Source organism: Gemmatimonadota bacterium (assembly GCA_026706845.1).
Lineage (GTDB): Bacteria > Latescibacterota > UBA2968 > UBA2968 > UBA2968 > VXRD01.
The window spans coordinates 17,031-33,898 of the sequence record JAPOXY010000181.1 but is presented as its reverse complement, the minus strand read 5'-3'; the positions used below and the strand labels follow the sequence as shown (position 1 = coordinate 33,898).

The window sequence follows — 16,868 nt, the reverse complement described above, 5'->3', positions numbered from 1 at the left end:
CCTTATCGCCCAGACTATAGCCTTTTTCAACCTCATCCGAAACAATACCGGCATCGTGGACTTCTGACGGCATTTGCATCAATGCCTCATGCACAGTCGGATCAAATGGTTTGCCAACCGTCTCAATTTCTTTCAAATTGCGATTGTAGAGCACGCGCGGAAATTGCTCCATAATCATTTTTATGCCTTCTTGAAAGCCCTCTGACTCAGTATCCCCATTTTCGCTGTGTGCCAATGCGCGACCAACCCCATCTAAAATAGGCAACAAATCGCGAATCACATCTTCGCTCGCAGATTGTACAAGGATCTCAAATTCGCGCGCTCTGCGCTTTTTGTAATTCTCAAACTCAGCGGCGAGACGCATCCATCGATCTTTGTACATTTCGGCTTCTTCGCGGGCCAAAAATAACGGGGTAGCCTCTATCTTCTCCTTCGGCTCCTCCAACTGATCGGCCTCCTCATCGACCTCCTCCGATTGATCGGCCTCCCCATTAACCTCATCTTTCACCACCTCTGCCTCCGCATCCTCCACCACCTCTTCATCTACATCTTCCACGACTTTTTCTTCCAACGGTATTTCTTCGTTTTTTTCTTTCTTCTGCGCCATAAGTTCTCAACAACTCCTTTATCGGCGATCCAACATCTCTTCTGTCAGATTTGCCATATACTGCACCAGAGGAACGAGCCGTCCATAAGGCAATCGCGTTGGTCCAATAATTCCGATAACCCCCGACACATTGCCCACCGAATACGTAGAAGTCAGCAAACTGCAATCTTTGAGCACGGGCGATTCGTGTTCATCGCCAATCGTAATGGAAATACCCGTATTGCGCGTGCGGTCACTCAACAAATGCGCCACGTATTCACGGGCTTCCAGCATGCCAATCAGGCCGGCAAGGCGTTCGCTGGAAAAATCGGGTTGACCAAAAAAGTTGCGCGTGCCATCCATATGCAGATCCGCACTGCTCGGAAATCTGAATAAATGATCGGCACTATTGGCGAGCAAACGCAACAGCTTGGGAGACCCGGACGATGCGGACGTAAGTCGTTCTTTGACAGACGCCATAATCTCGCCTATCGTAAGCCCGGAAAGCCGCTGGTTGACCACCCGCCGCGTTTCTTCCAACTCGTCCTCTTCAATTTCTGAGTCGATTTCGACAACCATCGTCTTGACCAATCCAGACCGAATCGTCATCACTGTCAGCAACCTGGATTCGCTCAACTTGAGCATTTCTAAACGCTCAAAAATGCCCTGTGTGAATTGAGGACCAAGGGCAATGCCCAGATTGTGCGATACATCGGCCAAAACTTTGGACACTTGCACCAGTAAATCGTCGGCGTTGCCCTCTCGCAAACGCTCAACACTATCTCGAATAGACCGCTGTGCCGCCTCGGCGAGTTCCTCCCGATTCATCAGCATATCGACATAATACCGATAGCCCTTATCGCTCGGCACCCTCCCGGCTGAAGTGTGGGGCTGGTACAAATAGCCTTTTTCTTCCAGATCGGCCATCGAGTTTCGAATGGTCGCCGCGCTGAGTCCCAAATCCATCTTGGAAATTGTACGCGATCCCACTGGCTCACCTGTGGTGACATAAGTGCCAATCAAAATGTCGAGAATTGCTTTTTCTCGAAGTGTCAGTTCGGTCATAGCAGGTCCCTTTCCGTTTAGATGAAAGGGGAAGAAAACGACCTATCCGCGTTGATACAAATCGAATATGCAAAATAGTTTAGTCTATGATATATATAGGAAGACCCAGCGATTGTCAAGCCCCATCAAAAAACGGGTTGGCCGACTTACCCGACCAACCCGTTTCCGACCTCAGACCTGCTTATTTTTTAACCTCCACTCACCGGCTTGCCAAAGGCATTGGCAAAAATCAAAAAGTCTGAAAATGCGACCGTACCATCCCCGTCCAAATCAGCCGCAGCATTGTATCCTGGTCCTCCCTCGCTCGTGCCAAAAGCAGCAGCAAAAAGCAAGAAATCGGAGAAATCGACATCACCATCGCCATCCAGATCAGCACTCCGCGTCTGAGCCGGTGCCTGACGTATCACGATTAGCGCTTGGATTGCGGTCCCGGAAATAGGCAATCCTAAGATGGAGACGGTATCGCCTGGCATCAGATCAGAAATGGGGAAAATAAGTTGGGCAAGATCCTCGACATTGCCAGAAAAAAACCTTGCGACGATATCCTCAAAATTCTTCAGATCGAGGGTAATCATCAGAGCCTGTGAGGCATCTACGCTTATCTGTTGACCATTGCGTTGAATGAAAAACGAATTCGTTTCAGCATTCACACTCTGAACACTGACGTCTCTAATGTCAAAGAGTTCCGGCTCAGTAATTTCTTCCAGCATGACTTGTAAACCGGTTACACTGGCACCATCGACAACCTGAATCAATGACGCGGGGTCAACTTCACCTGTGAAGGGATTGATTCCCACAAAAGCACCTAACTGAACCGTGTTTCCCTGTGCGTCCATAACCTCTTGATTCAGAGACAACACGTAAGATCCATCCGTCACATGTGGGAACTCAAATGCCAGTTGTTCAGGGAAGGATTCCAATACATTGAAATTAGAAATACGAACAATAGCACTTTCAAACGGGTCAGTACCATCCATCAGAGCTTTTGAATACAATTCAGAATCAATCAGGAATGCGCCACCTGGACCCGGTGTAAAACCCTCGGGCAAAATACCCACGCCGGAAACAACGGCATCTGACAGTTCCACTGTGCCCAGAAAATATTGTTGCGCCTCAGACAAATTTGCATCCGGATTGCCAATAAGTATCTGATAGGTCGTTCCCTCGGACAAATTGACACTGCCAGTCAGCTTCATGTGATCTTCGCTGATGGCTGGCATAGCTACAAACAAACCTGCGGGATATGAGATAGCTCCCACATTTTCAATTTTAATGGGAACATTAAATGTAATTTCAAACTGCTGCATCCCACTCGGCACGGGCGGATTCTTCACATCTTCTTGAAGCGTCACACCGCCAATTGCAAACGAAGTTACAGCAGGTGTAGCTGGCTGTTGTGGTACAAAACTATTGGAATCGCCGGGATTTGTCACCTGAATGCTCGCATCTACCGTACCATCGCCATCTGGATCGCCCAATTCTTGACCATTAGAAACGCCATCGCCATCTGAGTCGAGCATTGCGAGCATGGCATTCCACACAACCTGACCACTGCGACCGGGCTGCGTTAGATAATTGTTGTTGATATCCCTGCCAAAAGAAGTGAGAGTACCACCGCCACCTGGGTTCACATGACACGAAGCACACCCCAACGCACTGCCATTGGGCAACTGACTAACCCGTGCTGGACGGGCATCTGCCTGTCCCCATCCAATAAAGACAAGGACCAGGACCGTTAGTACTCTGTGAGAATTCAACCGCGACATAAACAATCCTCCTGAAGAGGGTGAATTAGAGACAACACGACGTTGCATCTCATCTCCGAAAAATGTAGATCATGTCCCATTGAAAGGCAACTGCTTTTTCAGGAAAAAAAATTGTCTTGCAACTTGTAGAGAAATGTATATAATTAGACCTTGTTTTTTTCGTATTTTTCTATAATTGAATCTTGTTTTTCGGGTATCATCGCCCAACAGTGTAACACATATTTAATACATGAGAAATCACGCGGAAACAAACACCATCTATATTCCGTGCCGATGTTTCGGGTCGGCAAAACTGTCGATCCTTTCATTTATCAATACCAGGCCACATTTCTCACCATGAAAGGAGCAAAATATGGCCCAAACGCCACAAGATGTTCTTGCAATGATCGCAGATCAGGGCATTAGAGTTGTCGATTTCCGATTTACCGATTTTCCCGGACATTGGCAGCATTTTACTGTCATGGCCTCCGAAATTGAAGAAGAAACCTTTGAAGACGGACTCGGCTTTGACGGATCCAGTATTCGCGGCTGGCAGGCCATCAACGAATCGGACATGCTCGTCATTCCCGATCCCGCCACAGCGTTGATCGATCCCTTCCTCGAAGAACCCACCCTCGTAATGATCTGTAATATTGCCGATCCCATCACCAAAAGCGGCTATTCGCGCGACCCGCGTTCGGTCGCTCAAAAAGCCGAAGCCTATATGCAATCCACGGGCATTGGCGATACGGCATTTTTCGGTCCAGAAGCCGAATTTTTTGTTTTTGACGATGTGCGCTTTGGCGAAGGGTCAAACCACGCCTTTCACAGCGTAGATTCAGTTGAAGGCTACTGGAATTCGGGCAGAGATGAAGGTCCCAACCTCGGTTACAAACCCCGCCACAAAGAAGGCTATTTCCCCGTGCCGCCCCACGACACGCTGCAAAATATACGTACCGAAATGGTGCTGACCATGGAAGAGGTCGGCATTGACATTGAAGTTCACCACCACGAAGTATCAACCGGTGGTCAGGGCGAAATCGACATTCGGTTCTGCCCGATGGTCACATGCGCCGACAGAATGACCTGGTACAAATACATCGTCAAAAACGTGGCACACAAACACGGCAAAACCGCCACCTTTATGCCCAAACCGCTTTTTGAAGACAATGGCACGGGCATGCACACGCACCAGAGCATCTGGAAAGGCGATGAGCCTCTCTTTGCCGGGTCGGGATACGCGGGCCTGAGCGAAATGGCACTGCACTATATCGGCGGCATTCTCAAACACGCCGATGCGTTGATCGCATTGACCAACCCGACCACCAACTCATTTAAGCGTCTGGTACCCGGGTATGAAGCCCCGGTCAATCTGGCCTATTCGCAGCGCAATCGCAGTGCTGCAATACGCCTCCCGATGTATTCTCAAAGTCCCAAAGCCAAGCGCGTCGAATTTCGGTGTCCAGACCCAAGCGCCAATCCCTACCTGGCTTTCGCGGCCATGTTAATGGCTGGCCTGGACGGCATTCAAAACAAAATTCATCCAGGGGATCCGCTCGACAAAAACCTCTACGATCTCGAACCCGAAGAAGCCGCATCCATCCCGCAGACACCGGGTTCACTGTCCGATGCCCTCGATGCATTGGCGGCGGATCACGACTTCCTGCTCAAGGGTGATGTCTTTACCGAAGACGTGATCGAAACGTGGATCGAATACAAGCGCGAAAACGAAGTTGACGCCATCAACCAGCGTCCTCATCCACACGAATTCGCACTTTACTTCGATGTGTAATAGTATAAGCCGTTTTTAGAGGCACAAAAAAGCAGGTGGTTATATTTTCGGCCACCTGCTTTTTTTTCTGTCTCTAACCCCTCTCAATCCCTCAACTTCGTCTTCTCATCCCACCTCACCACATCCAGATGTTTTTGTGAAAAGCCAATCGCATCTCGGACATCGGCACCGCGCATGTCGGCATTGTCAAACTGGGCTTTGAAGAGATCTGTTTTTTGCATGCGGGCGCGCTGGAGATTGGCCTGGCGCAAATCCACTTTGACGAGATCGGCCTCCTGGAGCCTGGCACTTTGCAGATTGGCTCCGCGCAAATTGGCATCGGTCAAATCCGACTTTCTAATATCGGCTGTACGCAAGGTGGCATTTTCGAAATCCACTTTGACCAATATGGTCTCTGACAAATTGGCCCTGTAAAAATTCGCATTTTTGCATCTGGCTCCGCGCAAATTGCACCCCACCAATTTAGCCTCCTCAAAATTTGTATCTTCCATATTTGCACCGCTGAGATCAGCCAATTCCAAATCGGCTGGCGAGACCTGTGCGCCTTTCATATTCGTTCCTGTGAGGATCGCATTCTGCAAGAAGGCCCCGCTCAAATCAGCACCTTCGAGATTTGCATCGCGCAAATTGGCCTGCAAAAGACGCGCGCGCTGTAAGTTGGCACCCGATAAGTTGGCACCCCGCAACTGCGCGCCACTGAGAATGGCTTCGCGCATATCGGCCTGTTGTAATGCGGCATTTTGCAATTCCGATCGGTTTAAATTTGCACCGACCAGATCAGCGCGTGCTCCCTCTGTCCCGTTGGACGCTATCCAGGCCTGATGTCGTGCAAGGATCTCGCGCATCTGTGCAGGTGAAAGAGTTATGGGCATGTGATTTCTCCCTTCGCTAAATTTTGATGACTTCGTCTTCGGTTATGATCAAATCCATCTTCACATCGTGTGGCTCGGCAGGCACGTGATCTGTGATCTGAAAGGCATAAGATAAACCGATTCGAACTGCTTCAGTCCGTGCCAGAAATCGGTCGTAATATCCACCACCCGATCCAATCCGATGCCCACGGCGATCAAAAGCGATACCCGGAATGAGGATCAGGTCAATAGTATGAGACAACAACACCTTTTGGGAATCTGGAACCGGTTCGCGCAAGCCATAATGCACAGGTCGCAGATCGCTCAGTCCCGCAATTGCCTGAAAATTCATATCCCCATCTTTCCGCGTAACAGGTACTCCCACCTGTTTGCCGCTGTCAATTGCTTTTTGGATCACTGTTTTCGTATCCACTTCATTTTTTATCGACACATAACAGGCAATGCACCGTGCAAGCTGGTATGCTGGCATCTCGATCAGTTGGCGATAAACACGCAAACTCTTCTCGCGAACAGTTCGTTCGGACATTTGGATACGCTCGGCGCGGAGGCTAAGTTTTAGATCTGGCTTTGTCATAATAAGTTTCTCGCTTCTCCCTTGACTTTAATAAATTAAACCGTTAAAATTTCACAACATTTTTTATTTTATCGGCATTTAGGCGAACATGTTGAATTTTCATCATTAATAATATGGAAGATACACACAGAAACGGCTCTCGCAATTGTACCCAGCTACAAGATAGGCTAAAAGCGCGAGGCAACCTGCCGTCGCATATTGCGATAATTATGGATGGCAATGGGCGGTGGGCGCAACAGCGAGATTTGCGCCGCACAGATGGACATCGGTCTGCCCGCGAAACTGTGCGCGATATTGTGCGTGCCTGTGGCGAACTCGAAATAGATATTCTCACCCTGTTCACCTTTGGCACAGACAATTGGCGTCGCCCCTGGTCAGAAGTATTGTCACTGATGCAATTGTTGCGTGACTGTTCACACGAAGAACTCAATGAATTGCAGGAAAACAACGTGCGTCTCATCGCAACCGGCGATACGGACCGGCTGGTAAAGCACTCGCGTAAAGCACTTAGAAATGCCATTCGCGAAACAGCTAACAATACAGGACTAACGCTTAATCTCGCGTTGAGCTACGACGGCAAAAGCGATATTCTTCAAGCCGTGCAAAGCATTGCTACCGACATCGCACAGGAGCGCATTTCACCAGATGCTATTGATGCCAATTTTTTTTCTAAACGCCTTTATACAGGTGATTTGCCCGACCCCGATTTGCTGATTCGCACCAGCGGCGAAGTTCGCTTGAGCAATTTTATGCTCTGGCAGTGTGCTTATACCGAGTTCTGGTTTACAGATGTACTGTGGCCCGATTTTAAGCGCGAGCATCTCTACGAAGCCATCCGCAGTTATCAAAATCGAGAACGGCGGTTTGGAAAAACAGGACTTCAATTGCGCGATGAAACGCTCGCAAGCAAAACCAATGGGTCTTCGGAGGACTTGTGGCAAAGTCCAATCTAATTCAGCGCGTGTTGGCAGCCGCAGTTTTTGGTCCAATTTTGGTGGTGCTATTCTGGTTGGGTGACTATTGGCTATTTGTGATGTGGTGCGGCGTGGTCTCTGCAGGAACCTGGGAGTTTTATCGCATGCTATCTCAGAAAGGGCTGTATCCCTGGACGGGATTTGGCATTGTTATATCTCTCTCCTGGTGTGTTGTAGCATTTGTTATTGGGCCAAATGTTTTCGCATTTTTTTTTCTCGTATTATTGCTATTAATGCTTAGCGTAGCCCTGTTTCGAGACACCACAGGCTATCGCCTGCTCAACGCGGGAGGCACGCTTTTAGGTGTACTTTACGTCGGTTTTTTGGGCAGTTTTGTTCTCATAGTGAGAAACTCATTGCCCTTTGGTGCGTCAGAACAGGGGCAAGTTGCTGTTCTCATCTTACTGGGGATTTGGGCCAATGATACAATGGCCTATTTTTTTGGACGGTGGTTTGGCCGATGGCACCCCTTTCCTTCCATCAGCGCGGCAAAGACCGAAGCCGGATTCATCGGAGGTCTTCTATCCGCACTTTTGGTCATAGGACTCGGGGGACAGGTACTCGGACTGTTTAATATAACCCAAAGCCTCATACTCGGCCTTCTCATTGGCATCGGGGCATCTTTGGGAGATCTCGTTGAATCCATGATCAAACGCGATATGGACGTCAAAGATACGTCGGAACTGATCCCTGGACACGGTGGTGTGCTGGATCGCTTTGACAGTGCTTTTTTTGTTTTCCCACTTATTTATCTTTATTTTCAATTTTTATGACAAAACGCGTTGCCCTTCTCGGATCCACAGGATCTATTGGCACAAACACACTGCGTGTTCTGAATAGCCTACCCGACCGATTTGAACTGGTGAGTTTATGTGCCGGACGCAATGCCGAGTTGCTGTGTGAACAAGCCGAACGCTGGCGCCCTGAGCGCGTTTGTATTGCCCAGGGGGCAAAAGAGGTACAGGCGCGTCTTGCCCCACTGGGTATTGAGGTCCTCGAAGGTAGCGCGGGCTTACAGGAACTGTCTGTCGATCCCGATACCGACCTGATCATTAACGGCCTGGCGGCAGGCGTGGGGCTGCGCCCTACGCTATCTGCTGTGCGCGCGGGCAAAGATGTGGCAATTGCCAACAAAGAGACACTGGTTGTCGCCGGGCATCTGGTAACCGATTGGGCAAAACAGACGGGTGCCACATTATTGCCAATCGACAGTGAGACAACACCACTGTGGCAATCGTTGCAAGAGACGAACCGGGACGAGATCAAACGCATTTTACTACCCGCCTCGGGCGGTCCTTTTTTTGACTATACGCAAAAGCAGATGGCGAGTGTTTCACGCGATCAGGCACTCAATCACCCCACCTGGCAGATGGGACCAAAAATTACGATTGACTCCGCCACATTGATGAATAAAGGCTTTGAAGTGATCGAAGCACAATGGTTTCTCGATTTGCCGGTCTCGAAAATCGATGTGATTATCCATCGGCAGTCTATTGTGCATTGCCTTATCGAATATGTGGATGGCGGCATGATGGCGCACCTGAGCACACCCGATATGCAGTTGCCCATTCATCAGGCTCTCGTGCATCCCGAAAAGCTGCCCACACAGGTTGAACGCCTGGACCTGACAAAGGTCGGCACATTGAGTTTTTTTCAGCCCGATACCGACCGATTTCCCTGTCTCCAATTGGCATATCAGGCCGTAGAACAGGGGGGAACTGCGCCCGCTGTACTCAACGCTGCTAATGAAGTCGCCGTGTATGCTTTTCTCGATGGCCGCATCGGATTTCTCGATATCCCTCGTGTAATTGCAAAAACCCTCGATGAGCACGAGGCCTGCGAAGATACCCTCGAGGCGGTCTTTGAAGCCGACCGCTGGGGGCGAGTCCGTGCAAATGAGCTGATTTGTTCACTTGAATCATAGAAACGAGGTTTCCCGTGATCGTCGATCTTCTCTACTTCCTTTTTGTCTTAGGCGTGCTGGTTTTTGTTCACGAACTCGGGCATTTTTTGGTGGCCAAAAAATCGGGCATCCGGGTTGAAACCTTTTCACTTGGCTTTCCGCCCAAAGCGATAGGCGTGAAAATTGGCGAGACCGAATACTGCCTTTCGTGGTTGCCATTGGGCGGCTATGTGAAGATGGCCGGCATGGAAGATTTTGGTCACGAAGAGCGCAAGGGTAAGCCATGGGAATTTCAGGCGAAGCCGCGCTGGATACAAATGGCGGTGCTCATCGCTGGTCCGGCAATGAACTTTTTTCTGGGATTTTTGCTATTGCTCATTATGCGTATGGCGGCGGGTGAATACGCATTTTTGGACGATTCGCGCGTGGGTGAAGTTAAGACAGACTCGCCCTTCTATACGGCAGGCCTAAGACCGGGAGACCGCATTTTAACCGTTGGAAATACAGCGGTAAATGACTGGGCAGAAATGGAAGATGCGTTTCTCCTTCAGTCCGGGGACTTCGTGCCCGTTGAAATTGAACGAATACCCACCTACCGGCCAGACATGACCGAGCGAATGATGATCTCTGTCGATTTGACCTCGCTTCCCCGCGAAGGTCTGGGACTGGGATATTATATGACCACAGAAGTTGGAGCTGTAATGCCCGGGATGCCAGCTGCAGAAATTGACCTGCAACCGGGCGATGTGATTACATCGGTCAACGGTGTCCCGGTGACGATGTGGTGGGAGATGAGTCGCGAGATATCTGCGAAACCCGGTGTGGAAATCTCATTGACCTGGCAGCGCAATGGCGAAGAGATGACAGAGCAGATTATTCCCGCTTCTCAAACTTTTAATGGCGAGACCGTAGGGCGCATTGGAATTGATTGGGCTTCCAAGCGCAATCCCATTCCCTTTTTTAAGGCCGTACATCGCAGCGCAGCAGAAACCATCACTTGGTCAACGGCTATTTTTGGATTTGTCAAACGCCTGGTCATAGGACAAGAATCCAGCAAGAATTTGGCCGGACCTGTGGGGATTTTTCAGATGGTGGGCCAAAGTGCTGAGCACAGTTTTTTCTCTCTGCTGGGGTTTATGGCCGTGCTCAGCATTAATCTGGGCGTACTCAATCTGCTACCCATTCCCGTGCTCGATGGTGGCCATCTCACCATTCTTGCGATTGAAGGCATTATCCGCCGAGATTTATCTGCGCGACACAAAGCCTGGCTCCAACAAGCTGGATTTGCATTTTTGCTCTTCCTGATCATTTACGTGACCTTTAACGATATCGGACGCATTTCCGGATGGTTTGGAAACTAAAGCTCCCCGCCACCTATTAGACATACCAGAGGCCGAACGACAAAATCCCCCGCAGAAAAATGTGGGGGATTTTTTTATCTGCAACCAGCCCGCAACCTCACACTTCTCACTTCTCACCTTTCGTTGTCGTCTTTTGAAATGCCTTCATCTCACGCTCTGCTGCCTCGCCAAATCGCTGCTGAATCAGGGCAATGAGCGCGTCCCATTTTTCTGGGTGATCCCGTCGATCTTTGAGAAATTTCTCAATATCGGCTTGTGTAATACCATGGCGTTTAAACAGTTTTTTTCTTTCCACCAGCAGTGAGTCGGGCACGTGTACATAGCGGCGGTGAAGTTCTATCGCGTCTGCAAATAGCTCGATAAATTTCTTATCCGACAGCTTTGGCGATGCCCCGGGGTACAACTGTTCATCGGCCGCGCATCCAACCGCGCTGAGCAAAAGAAACCAGAGGAGCAGTTTTTTCATAACAGAGGTCCTTCCACAATTCCCTCAAAATACGTCACAATAACGCATATAAATAACTTATTTTTTCTATATAAAACAATTGACTTTTGAAACGCGAATTACTAATTTAAGCGAGGTGGCATATTGTGGTGGATTGTGGTGGATTTTAATTTTTTATATATTACTTTGAAAAATAACAACTTAGCTCCCTCAGGCTTCTTAGATGTCCGATAACTGTCCAGAGTTTTATGGCGACTTTGAAAATATCCCCATCGATATCAAGGGTCGCCTAATCGTTCCTGCAGCGTTTCGGAACGCACTGCCCAGTGGCGTAAGTTCAATTATTGTCACGCAGTGGTTTGATGGCTGTTTGGCTGCGTTTGACCCCGATGGATGGCGGCGGATCATTGATCAACTACGCAACATGGGACACTCGCAAGTCCAGTCAAGACAATTAGTTAGAGCAATGGCAGGACGTGCATCTGAGGTAAAACTCGACCGCCAGGGGCGTGCATTGATCCCCCGAAAGCGCCTGGATTCAGTCGGTATTACAGATCGCGCAACGCTGGCAGGTGCCGTTGATTGTATTGAAATTTGGGATCCGGATAAGTATAACGAAGCTCAAAATGCCGTCAATATGGAAGAGATAGCTGAAGGATTAGAACGGTAGTGAATATTCCAAAAATTGGAATAAATATTCAGAATAAATATTCAGTCATACGACAACAAATTTAAAAACAACAGGTTATGCACCATAAGGCCCCAGAGTATCACGTTCCGATCCTGGGGTCAGATGTGTCAAAATATCTCATAACCGATCCCAATGGAATTTATGTCGATGCCACCTTGGGAGGGGGCGGACACGCTGAAATTATGCTCAATCACCTGGGACCTGATGGCAAATTGATCGGCATTGACCGCGATCCCAAAGCTATCGAAGTCGCGACAAAACGCCTGACGCCATTTAAAGATCGCGTTTATACAGTGCAAGCACCGTTTTGGAATCTCCGACACATTCTGGCCGAACATGGCCTCGCGACAATCACGGGTATTTTATTCGATCTGGGTCTCTCATCGCACCAGATTGACAATGCCGAACGGGGGTTCAGCTTTCAGCAACGCGGTGCGCTCGATATGCGTATGGGACCCGATGCAAAATGCACAGCCCACGAGGTAGTCAATTCGTATTCGCAGAAAAATTTGACCTGCGTCATTAAAACTTATGGTGAAGAACGCGCTGCCGCCCGCATTGCCCGGGCAATTTGTGCAAACAGGCCTCTTAATTATACGGACGATCTGGCCGATGTAATTATACGATATAGTTATGGGCCTCGAAAGCAAAAGACACTTGCGCGGGTATTTCAGGCGCTTCGCATTGAAGTGAACGACGAATTGACACATCTTGAAGACGCACTTCAAATAGCAGTTGACTTGCTCAAACCCGGCGGGCGCATTGGCGTTTTGTCTTATCATTCGCTGGAACACCGCGCTGTCAAACGGGTTTTTGAACTGGGTACACGCGATTGTATCGGGCCTGTGGGTCTGCCCTTATGCGCGTGTAATCGCCTGTCTGTATTGACCTTGCCGAGAAAGCGAGCCATTCGACCAAATCGGGCGGAAATCGCCAAAAATCCACGGGCACGTAGCGCAACACTTCGCATGGCGCAACGCCTCAATGTTTCCGCTCAACCCTGGTTATGCCATCAAGGACTACTGTCGTGACTTCAGAACCGCGCTCACCCTGGGGGATTTATCGCACTGGTTTTTTATCGGTCATTCTCCTCGTTACGGGATTGCTGATTTATATGTGGGGACATGTACAAACCCTGAGTCAGGGGCGTGAAATTGACCAGTTGAGTGAAGAGCGAAAAAGTCTTTTGAACCAGCAAGAGCGACTCCTGGCACGCACAGCGAGTTTGAAGCAGAGCAATCGCATTCGCGATATTGCCGTTCGAGAATTGGGCATGGTGTTCCCAAGTGATCCACCGAAAAATTTATATTTGAGTCGATAATGAATAACCGCTTAAGAATAATCGCGTTTTTCGGTATGGGATTCGCGGCACTTTTGGCGTTTCGGCTGGTCTCTCTACAAGTCTGGTCGGTCGAAGCATACATAGACCAGGCGCGCAGCCAGCATGTCAAGAAGCGGGTTTTACTGGCAGAGAGAGGGCGCATTTTTGACCGACGCGGTCGGGTGCTGGCGACAAGTCTCGAATCCCAATCGTTCTTTCTCAATCAAATATCCGATCGAGACAGCCTGCGTGCGCTCGCCGTTCGGTTTTCTCGACAATCCGGACACGATGAGGCATCTCTCCTTGAAAAGGTAGATCGCTCGCGCTCCTTCGTGTGGCTAGCTCGTCAGGTCATCGATGCACCTACTGGATTGCCAGAAGGTATCGGGCGCATTGTTGAAATGAGGCGCAATTATCCCATGGGGACTCTGGCGGGTCAGGTATTGGGATATACCGATACCGATGGACAGGGAATCGAAGGGATTGAACGCGCTTTTGATCCAATCTTGAGAGGCGAGCCAGGTGAGTTATCCGCACGCGTTGATGCGCGAGGACAAATGCTCAGCACACTCGGCGCAGTTCGGCAGATGCCTAAAAATGGCGATGACATCACGCTTACCATCGATGCCGATTATCAGGCCATTGCAGAAGAAGAGTTGCTAAAAGGCATGCAGAAATTCAATGCTAAAAGCGGCATTGCCATTGTAATGGAACCTCATACAGGCGAAATTTTAGCACTGGCAAACGCGCCCTTTTACGATCCAAATGATTTTTCAAAATCAGAACTCTGGATACGGCGCAATCGGGCAGCGACTGATCAGTTTGAGCCGGGTTCGACCTTTAAGGTTGTGGCATTTGCCGCCGCGCTCGAAGCCGGTTTGGTTGAGCCAGAAGATAAAATCTTCTGTGAAAATGGCAGAATGCGTATTGCTGGCGGCAAGGTGCTTCGGGATTCACATCCCAGTGGCTGGCTGACCGTTCGAGAAGTAATGGAAGAATCGAGTAATATTGGCACGGCTAAAATTGCACGTAAAGTGGAAAAAGGTCCCTTGTATCGCCAGATGCGCTTATTTGGCTTTGGCGCCAAAACAGGTGTGGATTTGCCGGGCGAAGTCGGCGGTCAACTTCGCCATCCAGATAAATGGTCGGCACGATCATTGGAAACCCTTTCCATTGGGCAAGAGATCGCCGTGACAGTCCTTCAGGTCGCCGCTGCTTATAGCGCGATTGCCAATGGGGGACGCTTAATGAAGCCGCGTATTTTTTTAAGAGCTTCTCGCAAAGATTCCACAATGGTTGAAGGATCGCCCAGACCTATGCGACGGGTAATATCGCCCGAAACAGCGCGTACTCTTATCAGTTTTCTCGAAGGCGTTGTCAAGCAAGGCACCGGTAAAAATGCGCGCATACCCGGTTATCGAGTCGCCGGAAAAACCGGGACTGCGCAACAGGTAAAAGAGGGACAACCCGGATACGATCCCAATCGTTACATTCCGTCTTTTGTGGGTTTTTTGCCCGTTGAACGCCCCGAGTTGCTGTGTCTGGTGGCTATAGATAGCCCCCAAAAGATCCACTGGGCAAGTCTGGTTGCCGCGCCTGTTTTTAAACGTATTGTACAGCGAATTTTGAGCCTGCGGCAAGCGCCTCTGCGCCACAGTGCGCCCCTGGTCGAAGAACAGCCGCCGCCACCGCCACGCGCCGACATTCATCTGGTGGGCCTTTCGCGGAAAGCTGCAACAGATGCCCTGAAACGTCTGGGAATGACCTATCAAATTGCGGGTGAAGGAGACCGCGTTGTTGGACAGCATATCGACATCGAAGAAAATAATGTTTCGTTGTTTTTAGCTTCCGCGCCGATCACCTCCCCCGATCATCGCACAGATGACAAAGGTTCAGATTCGCTTTACATGCCCGATGTGCGCGGCGCACCCGTGCGGCAGGCGGTTGCCCAATTGACACAGTTGGGGTTTCAGATCAAAATTTCGGGTAGTGGACGGGTGATTGCGCAATCGCCCGAACCGGGTGTAGCCATAAAACCGGGAACAGTATGCACGGTCGAATGCAAACGAGAAAGTTGAGATATGCGTCTGCAAGAACTGCTATCCGACGTGCCAGATGTCGTGAGGATGCGCGGAAATAATCCCAATATCGGAGGTATTGCAACCCATTCGGGGCGCATCGAAGAAGGCGATGTATTTGTCGCGCTCAGTAGCGATAGGGGCTTTGCAGATCGACATCCTTTTATTTTCCAGGCGGTTCAGGCAGGTGCTCGAGCCATTGTGGCCGAACGCGATGTCGATGTAGGGGATACAGCTTTTGTTCAAACGGCCAACACGCACCGTGCACTTGCACATATTGCCCGTCGTTTTTACAACAGACCGAGCGAACAGTTGAAAATGATCGGTGTTACGGGCACGAATGGCAAAACATCGACCGTTTATCTCATCCGCGCGGTGCTCGAAATGGCTGGTCTCGCACCAGGCCTGATTGGAACCATCGAACACGATCTCGGCACAACACGCGAAACATCGCACAATTCTACGCCACAGGCACATGACTTACACCGCATGTTTCGCGCAATGGTCGATGCGGGATGTCGGTCAGCCGCGATGGAAGTAACATCACACGGACTGGCACAAAATCGCGTGTTGGGCATTGATTATGAAGTTGCGGTATTTACTAACCTGACGCACGACCATCTGGATTATCACAACACGCCTGACGCCTATTTAGCGGCCAAGGCACTGCTCTTTGACAATCTCAGATCGGATGCTTATGCAGTCGTCAATACTGACGACACGGCATCAGAGACCTTGGTAAAAAAATGTTCGGCACACTTGTTGAGCTATGGTCGCTCAGAAAATGCGACAGTGCGCATTTTAGAGGGTAGCACATCGCAGGGCGGTACGCGACTTTGCTTGCAAACACCGCAGGGCCAGATAGACCTGGAACTGGCACTTCAAGGCGATTTTCAGTTGTATAATGCCACTGCTGCAGTCACTGCTGGCCTCGCATTGGAGATCGAACCTGGCATTATCGCAGATGCTTTGCGCGAAATTCGGATTCCAGGTCGTTTTGAAGGCATTGATTGCGGGCAAAATTTTGGGGTATTTGTCGATTATGCGCACGCGCCAGATGGACTAAAAAATGTGCTTCAAACCGCGCGCGCATTTGCCCGAGGACAATTGATTTGTGTATTTGGGTGCGGTGGGGACCGCGATAAGGGCAAGCGGCCTGTGATGGGCGGTCTATCTGCTCGGTTGGCCGATTTATCTGTGGTGACATCAGACAATCCTCGCACGGAAGACCCCGATGCCATCATTGCCGATATTTTGCCCGGTCTGGGCGATGCCCCGCACATCGTTGAACCCAATCGCCGATGGGCAATTGAAAAGGCCATTGCAAAAGCGCGAGCGGGCGACCTCGTACTCATTGCGGGCAAGGGACATGAGAATTATCAGGAAATCAATGGGATTAAAACCCCTTTTGACGATCGGGAAGTTGCACGAGAAATTCTCAAGTGCAAAGTGGGGTGATGG

General features: G+C 49.8%; 16 protein-coding genes. 10 read left to right on the top strand and 6 right to left on the bottom strand.

The window, feature by feature from the left end:
* The 3 genes from OXG87_16890 to OXG87_16880 all read right to left on the bottom strand — a co-directional run.
* Positions 1–607: nucleotide exchange factor GrpE (locus tag OXG87_16890; protein ID MCY3871229.1), on the bottom strand; the 607-nt coding region annotated here is incomplete at its 3' end.
* An 18-nt stretch (positions 608–625) separates the two neighbouring features.
* Positions 626–1,651 carry a heat-inducible transcriptional repressor HrcA gene (gene hrcA, locus OXG87_16885; protein MCY3871228.1) on the bottom strand — a complete coding sequence of 342 codons (1,026 nt, stop codon included), beginning with the start codon at positions 1,649–1,651 and terminating at the stop codon, positions 626–628.
* 188 nt (positions 1,652–1,839) lie between these two features.
* The gene (locus OXG87_16880) at positions 1,840–3,417 is read right to left on the bottom strand and encodes a dockerin type I domain-containing protein (GenBank protein MCY3871227.1); all 1,578 of its coding nucleotides are present in this window, start codon (positions 3,415–3,417) and stop codon (positions 1,840–1,842) included.
* A gap of 352 nt (positions 3,418–3,769) precedes the next feature.
* Here OXG87_16880 and glnA point away from each other — a divergent pair, with 352 nt between their 5' ends.
* The gene (glnA, locus tag OXG87_16875; protein ID MCY3871226.1) at positions 3,770–5,188 is read left to right on the top strand and encodes a type I glutamate--ammonia ligase; all 1,419 of its coding nucleotides are present in this window, start codon (positions 3,770–3,772) and stop codon (positions 5,186–5,188) included.
* Between the two features lie 83 nt (positions 5,189–5,271).
* Here glnA and OXG87_16870 read toward each other — a convergent pair whose 3' ends face one another.
* Together OXG87_16870 and OXG87_16865 are read right to left on the bottom strand one after the other, a co-directional pair.
* Positions 5,272–6,060 carry a pentapeptide repeat-containing protein gene (locus tag OXG87_16870; protein ID MCY3871225.1) on the bottom strand — a complete coding sequence of 263 codons (789 nt, stop codon included), beginning with the start codon at positions 6,058–6,060 and terminating at the stop codon, positions 5,272–5,274.
* A gap of 16 nt (positions 6,061–6,076) precedes the next feature.
* Entirely contained in the window at positions 6,077–6,634 is a 558-nt protein-coding gene (locus OXG87_16865; protein ID MCY3871224.1) for a 5-formyltetrahydrofolate cyclo-ligase, read from the bottom strand.
* Between the two features lie 113 nt (positions 6,635–6,747).
* Here OXG87_16865 and OXG87_16860 point away from each other — a divergent pair, with 113 nt between their 5' ends.
* Genes OXG87_16860 through rseP form a run of 4 tightly spaced genes read left to right on the top strand, consistent with a single transcriptional unit; the run spans position 6,748 to position 10,872 of the window.
* Positions 6,748–7,587 (top strand): isoprenyl transferase, encoded by an 840-nt coding sequence (locus OXG87_16860; GenBank protein ID MCY3871223.1) that lies wholly within the window; start codon positions 6,748–6,750, stop codon positions 7,585–7,587.
* Positions 7,569–8,381 carry a CDP-archaeol synthase gene (locus OXG87_16855; protein ID MCY3871222.1) on the top strand — a complete coding sequence of 271 codons (813 nt, stop codon included), beginning with the start codon at positions 7,569–7,571 and terminating at the stop codon, positions 8,379–8,381. Before OXG87_16860 ends, OXG87_16855 begins: the two co-directional genes overlap by 19 nt.
* Entirely contained in the window at positions 8,378–9,532 is a 1,155-nt protein-coding gene (locus OXG87_16850; GenBank protein ID MCY3871221.1) for a 1-deoxy-D-xylulose-5-phosphate reductoisomerase, read from the top strand. Before OXG87_16855 ends, OXG87_16850 begins: the two co-directional genes overlap by 4 nt.
* A 14-nt stretch (positions 9,533–9,546) precedes the next feature.
* Complete coding sequence (rseP, locus tag OXG87_16845; GenBank protein ID MCY3871220.1) at positions 9,547–10,872, top strand: RIP metalloprotease RseP; 1,326 nt, start codon at positions 9,547–9,549, stop codon at positions 10,870–10,872.
* Between the two features lie 106 nt (positions 10,873–10,978).
* Here the strand turns inward: rseP and OXG87_16840 are convergent, their stop codons facing one another.
* Positions 10,979–11,338 (bottom strand): hypothetical protein, encoded by a 360-nt coding sequence (locus tag OXG87_16840; protein ID MCY3871219.1) that lies wholly within the window; start codon positions 11,336–11,338, stop codon positions 10,979–10,981.
* A 202-nt stretch (positions 11,339–11,540) separates the two neighbouring features.
* Between OXG87_16840 and OXG87_16835 the strand changes: the two genes are divergently transcribed.
* The 5 genes from OXG87_16835 to OXG87_16815 all read left to right on the top strand — a co-directional run bounded on the left by OXG87_16835 (position 11,541) and on the right by OXG87_16815 (position 16,865).
* Complete coding sequence (locus OXG87_16835) at positions 11,541–11,987, top strand: hypothetical protein (protein ID MCY3871218.1); 447 nt, start codon at positions 11,541–11,543, stop codon at positions 11,985–11,987.
* 77 nt (positions 11,988–12,064) lie between these two features.
* Positions 12,065–13,039: a 16S rRNA (cytosine(1402)-N(4))-methyltransferase RsmH gene (gene rsmH, locus OXG87_16830; protein ID MCY3871217.1), complete on the top strand. Its 975-nt coding sequence runs from the start codon at positions 12,065–12,067 to the stop codon at positions 13,037–13,039.
* Positions 13,036–13,329: a cell division protein FtsL gene (locus OXG87_16825; protein ID MCY3871216.1), complete on the top strand. Its 294-nt coding sequence runs from the start codon at positions 13,036–13,038 to the stop codon at positions 13,327–13,329. The genes rsmH and OXG87_16825 overlap by 4 nt, the downstream gene beginning before the upstream one ends.
* The gene (locus OXG87_16820) at positions 13,329–15,407 is read left to right on the top strand and encodes a penicillin-binding transpeptidase domain-containing protein (protein MCY3871215.1); all 2,079 of its coding nucleotides are present in this window, start codon (positions 13,329–13,331) and stop codon (positions 15,405–15,407) included. Before OXG87_16825 ends, OXG87_16820 begins: the two co-directional genes overlap by 1 nt.
* 3 nt (positions 15,408–15,410) lie before the next feature.
* Entirely contained in the window at positions 15,411–16,865 is a 1,455-nt protein-coding gene (locus OXG87_16815; protein MCY3871214.1) for a UDP-N-acetylmuramoyl-L-alanyl-D-glutamate--2,6-diaminopimelate ligase, read from the top strand.
* Positions 16,866–16,868: the final 3 nt, after the last annotated feature.

Bases quoted from the DNA above. Each gene is read 5' to 3' on its own strand.
- OXG87_16870 (MCY3871225.1), bottom strand. From the start codon at position 6,060: ATGCCCATAACTCTTTCACCTGCACAGATGCGCGAGATCCTTGCACGA.
- OXG87_16850 (MCY3871221.1), top strand. From the start codon at position 8,378: ATGACAAAACGCGTTGCCCTTCTCGGATCCACAGGATCTATTGGCACA.
- OXG87_16860 (MCY3871223.1), top strand. From the start codon at position 6,748: ATGGAAGATACACACAGAAACGGCTCTCGCAATTGTACCCAGCTACAA.
- OXG87_16835 (MCY3871218.1), top strand. From the start codon at position 11,541: ATGTCCGATAACTGTCCAGAGTTTTATGGCGACTTTGAAAATATCCCC.
- OXG87_16815 (MCY3871214.1), top strand. From the start codon at position 15,411: ATGCGTCTGCAAGAACTGCTATCCGACGTGCCAGATGTCGTGAGGATG.
- hrcA (MCY3871228.1), bottom strand. From the start codon at position 1,651: ATGACCGAACTGACACTTCGAGAAAAAGCAATTCTCGACATTTTGATT.
- OXG87_16880 (MCY3871227.1), bottom strand. From the start codon at position 3,417: ATGTCGCGGTTGAATTCTCACAGAGTACTAACGGTCCTGGTCCTTGTC.
- OXG87_16865 (MCY3871224.1), bottom strand. From the start codon at position 6,634: ATGACAAAGCCAGATCTAAAACTTAGCCTCCGCGCCGAGCGTATCCAA.
- OXG87_16820 (MCY3871215.1), top strand. From the start codon at position 13,329: ATGAATAACCGCTTAAGAATAATCGCGTTTTTCGGTATGGGATTCGCG.
- OXG87_16840 (MCY3871219.1), bottom strand. From the start codon at position 11,338: ATGAAAAAACTGCTCCTCTGGTTTCTTTTGCTCAGCGCGGTTGGATGC.
- rsmH (MCY3871217.1), top strand. From the start codon at position 12,065: ATGCACCATAAGGCCCCAGAGTATCACGTTCCGATCCTGGGGTCAGAT.
- glnA (MCY3871226.1), top strand. From the start codon at position 3,770: ATGGCCCAAACGCCACAAGATGTTCTTGCAATGATCGCAGATCAGGGC.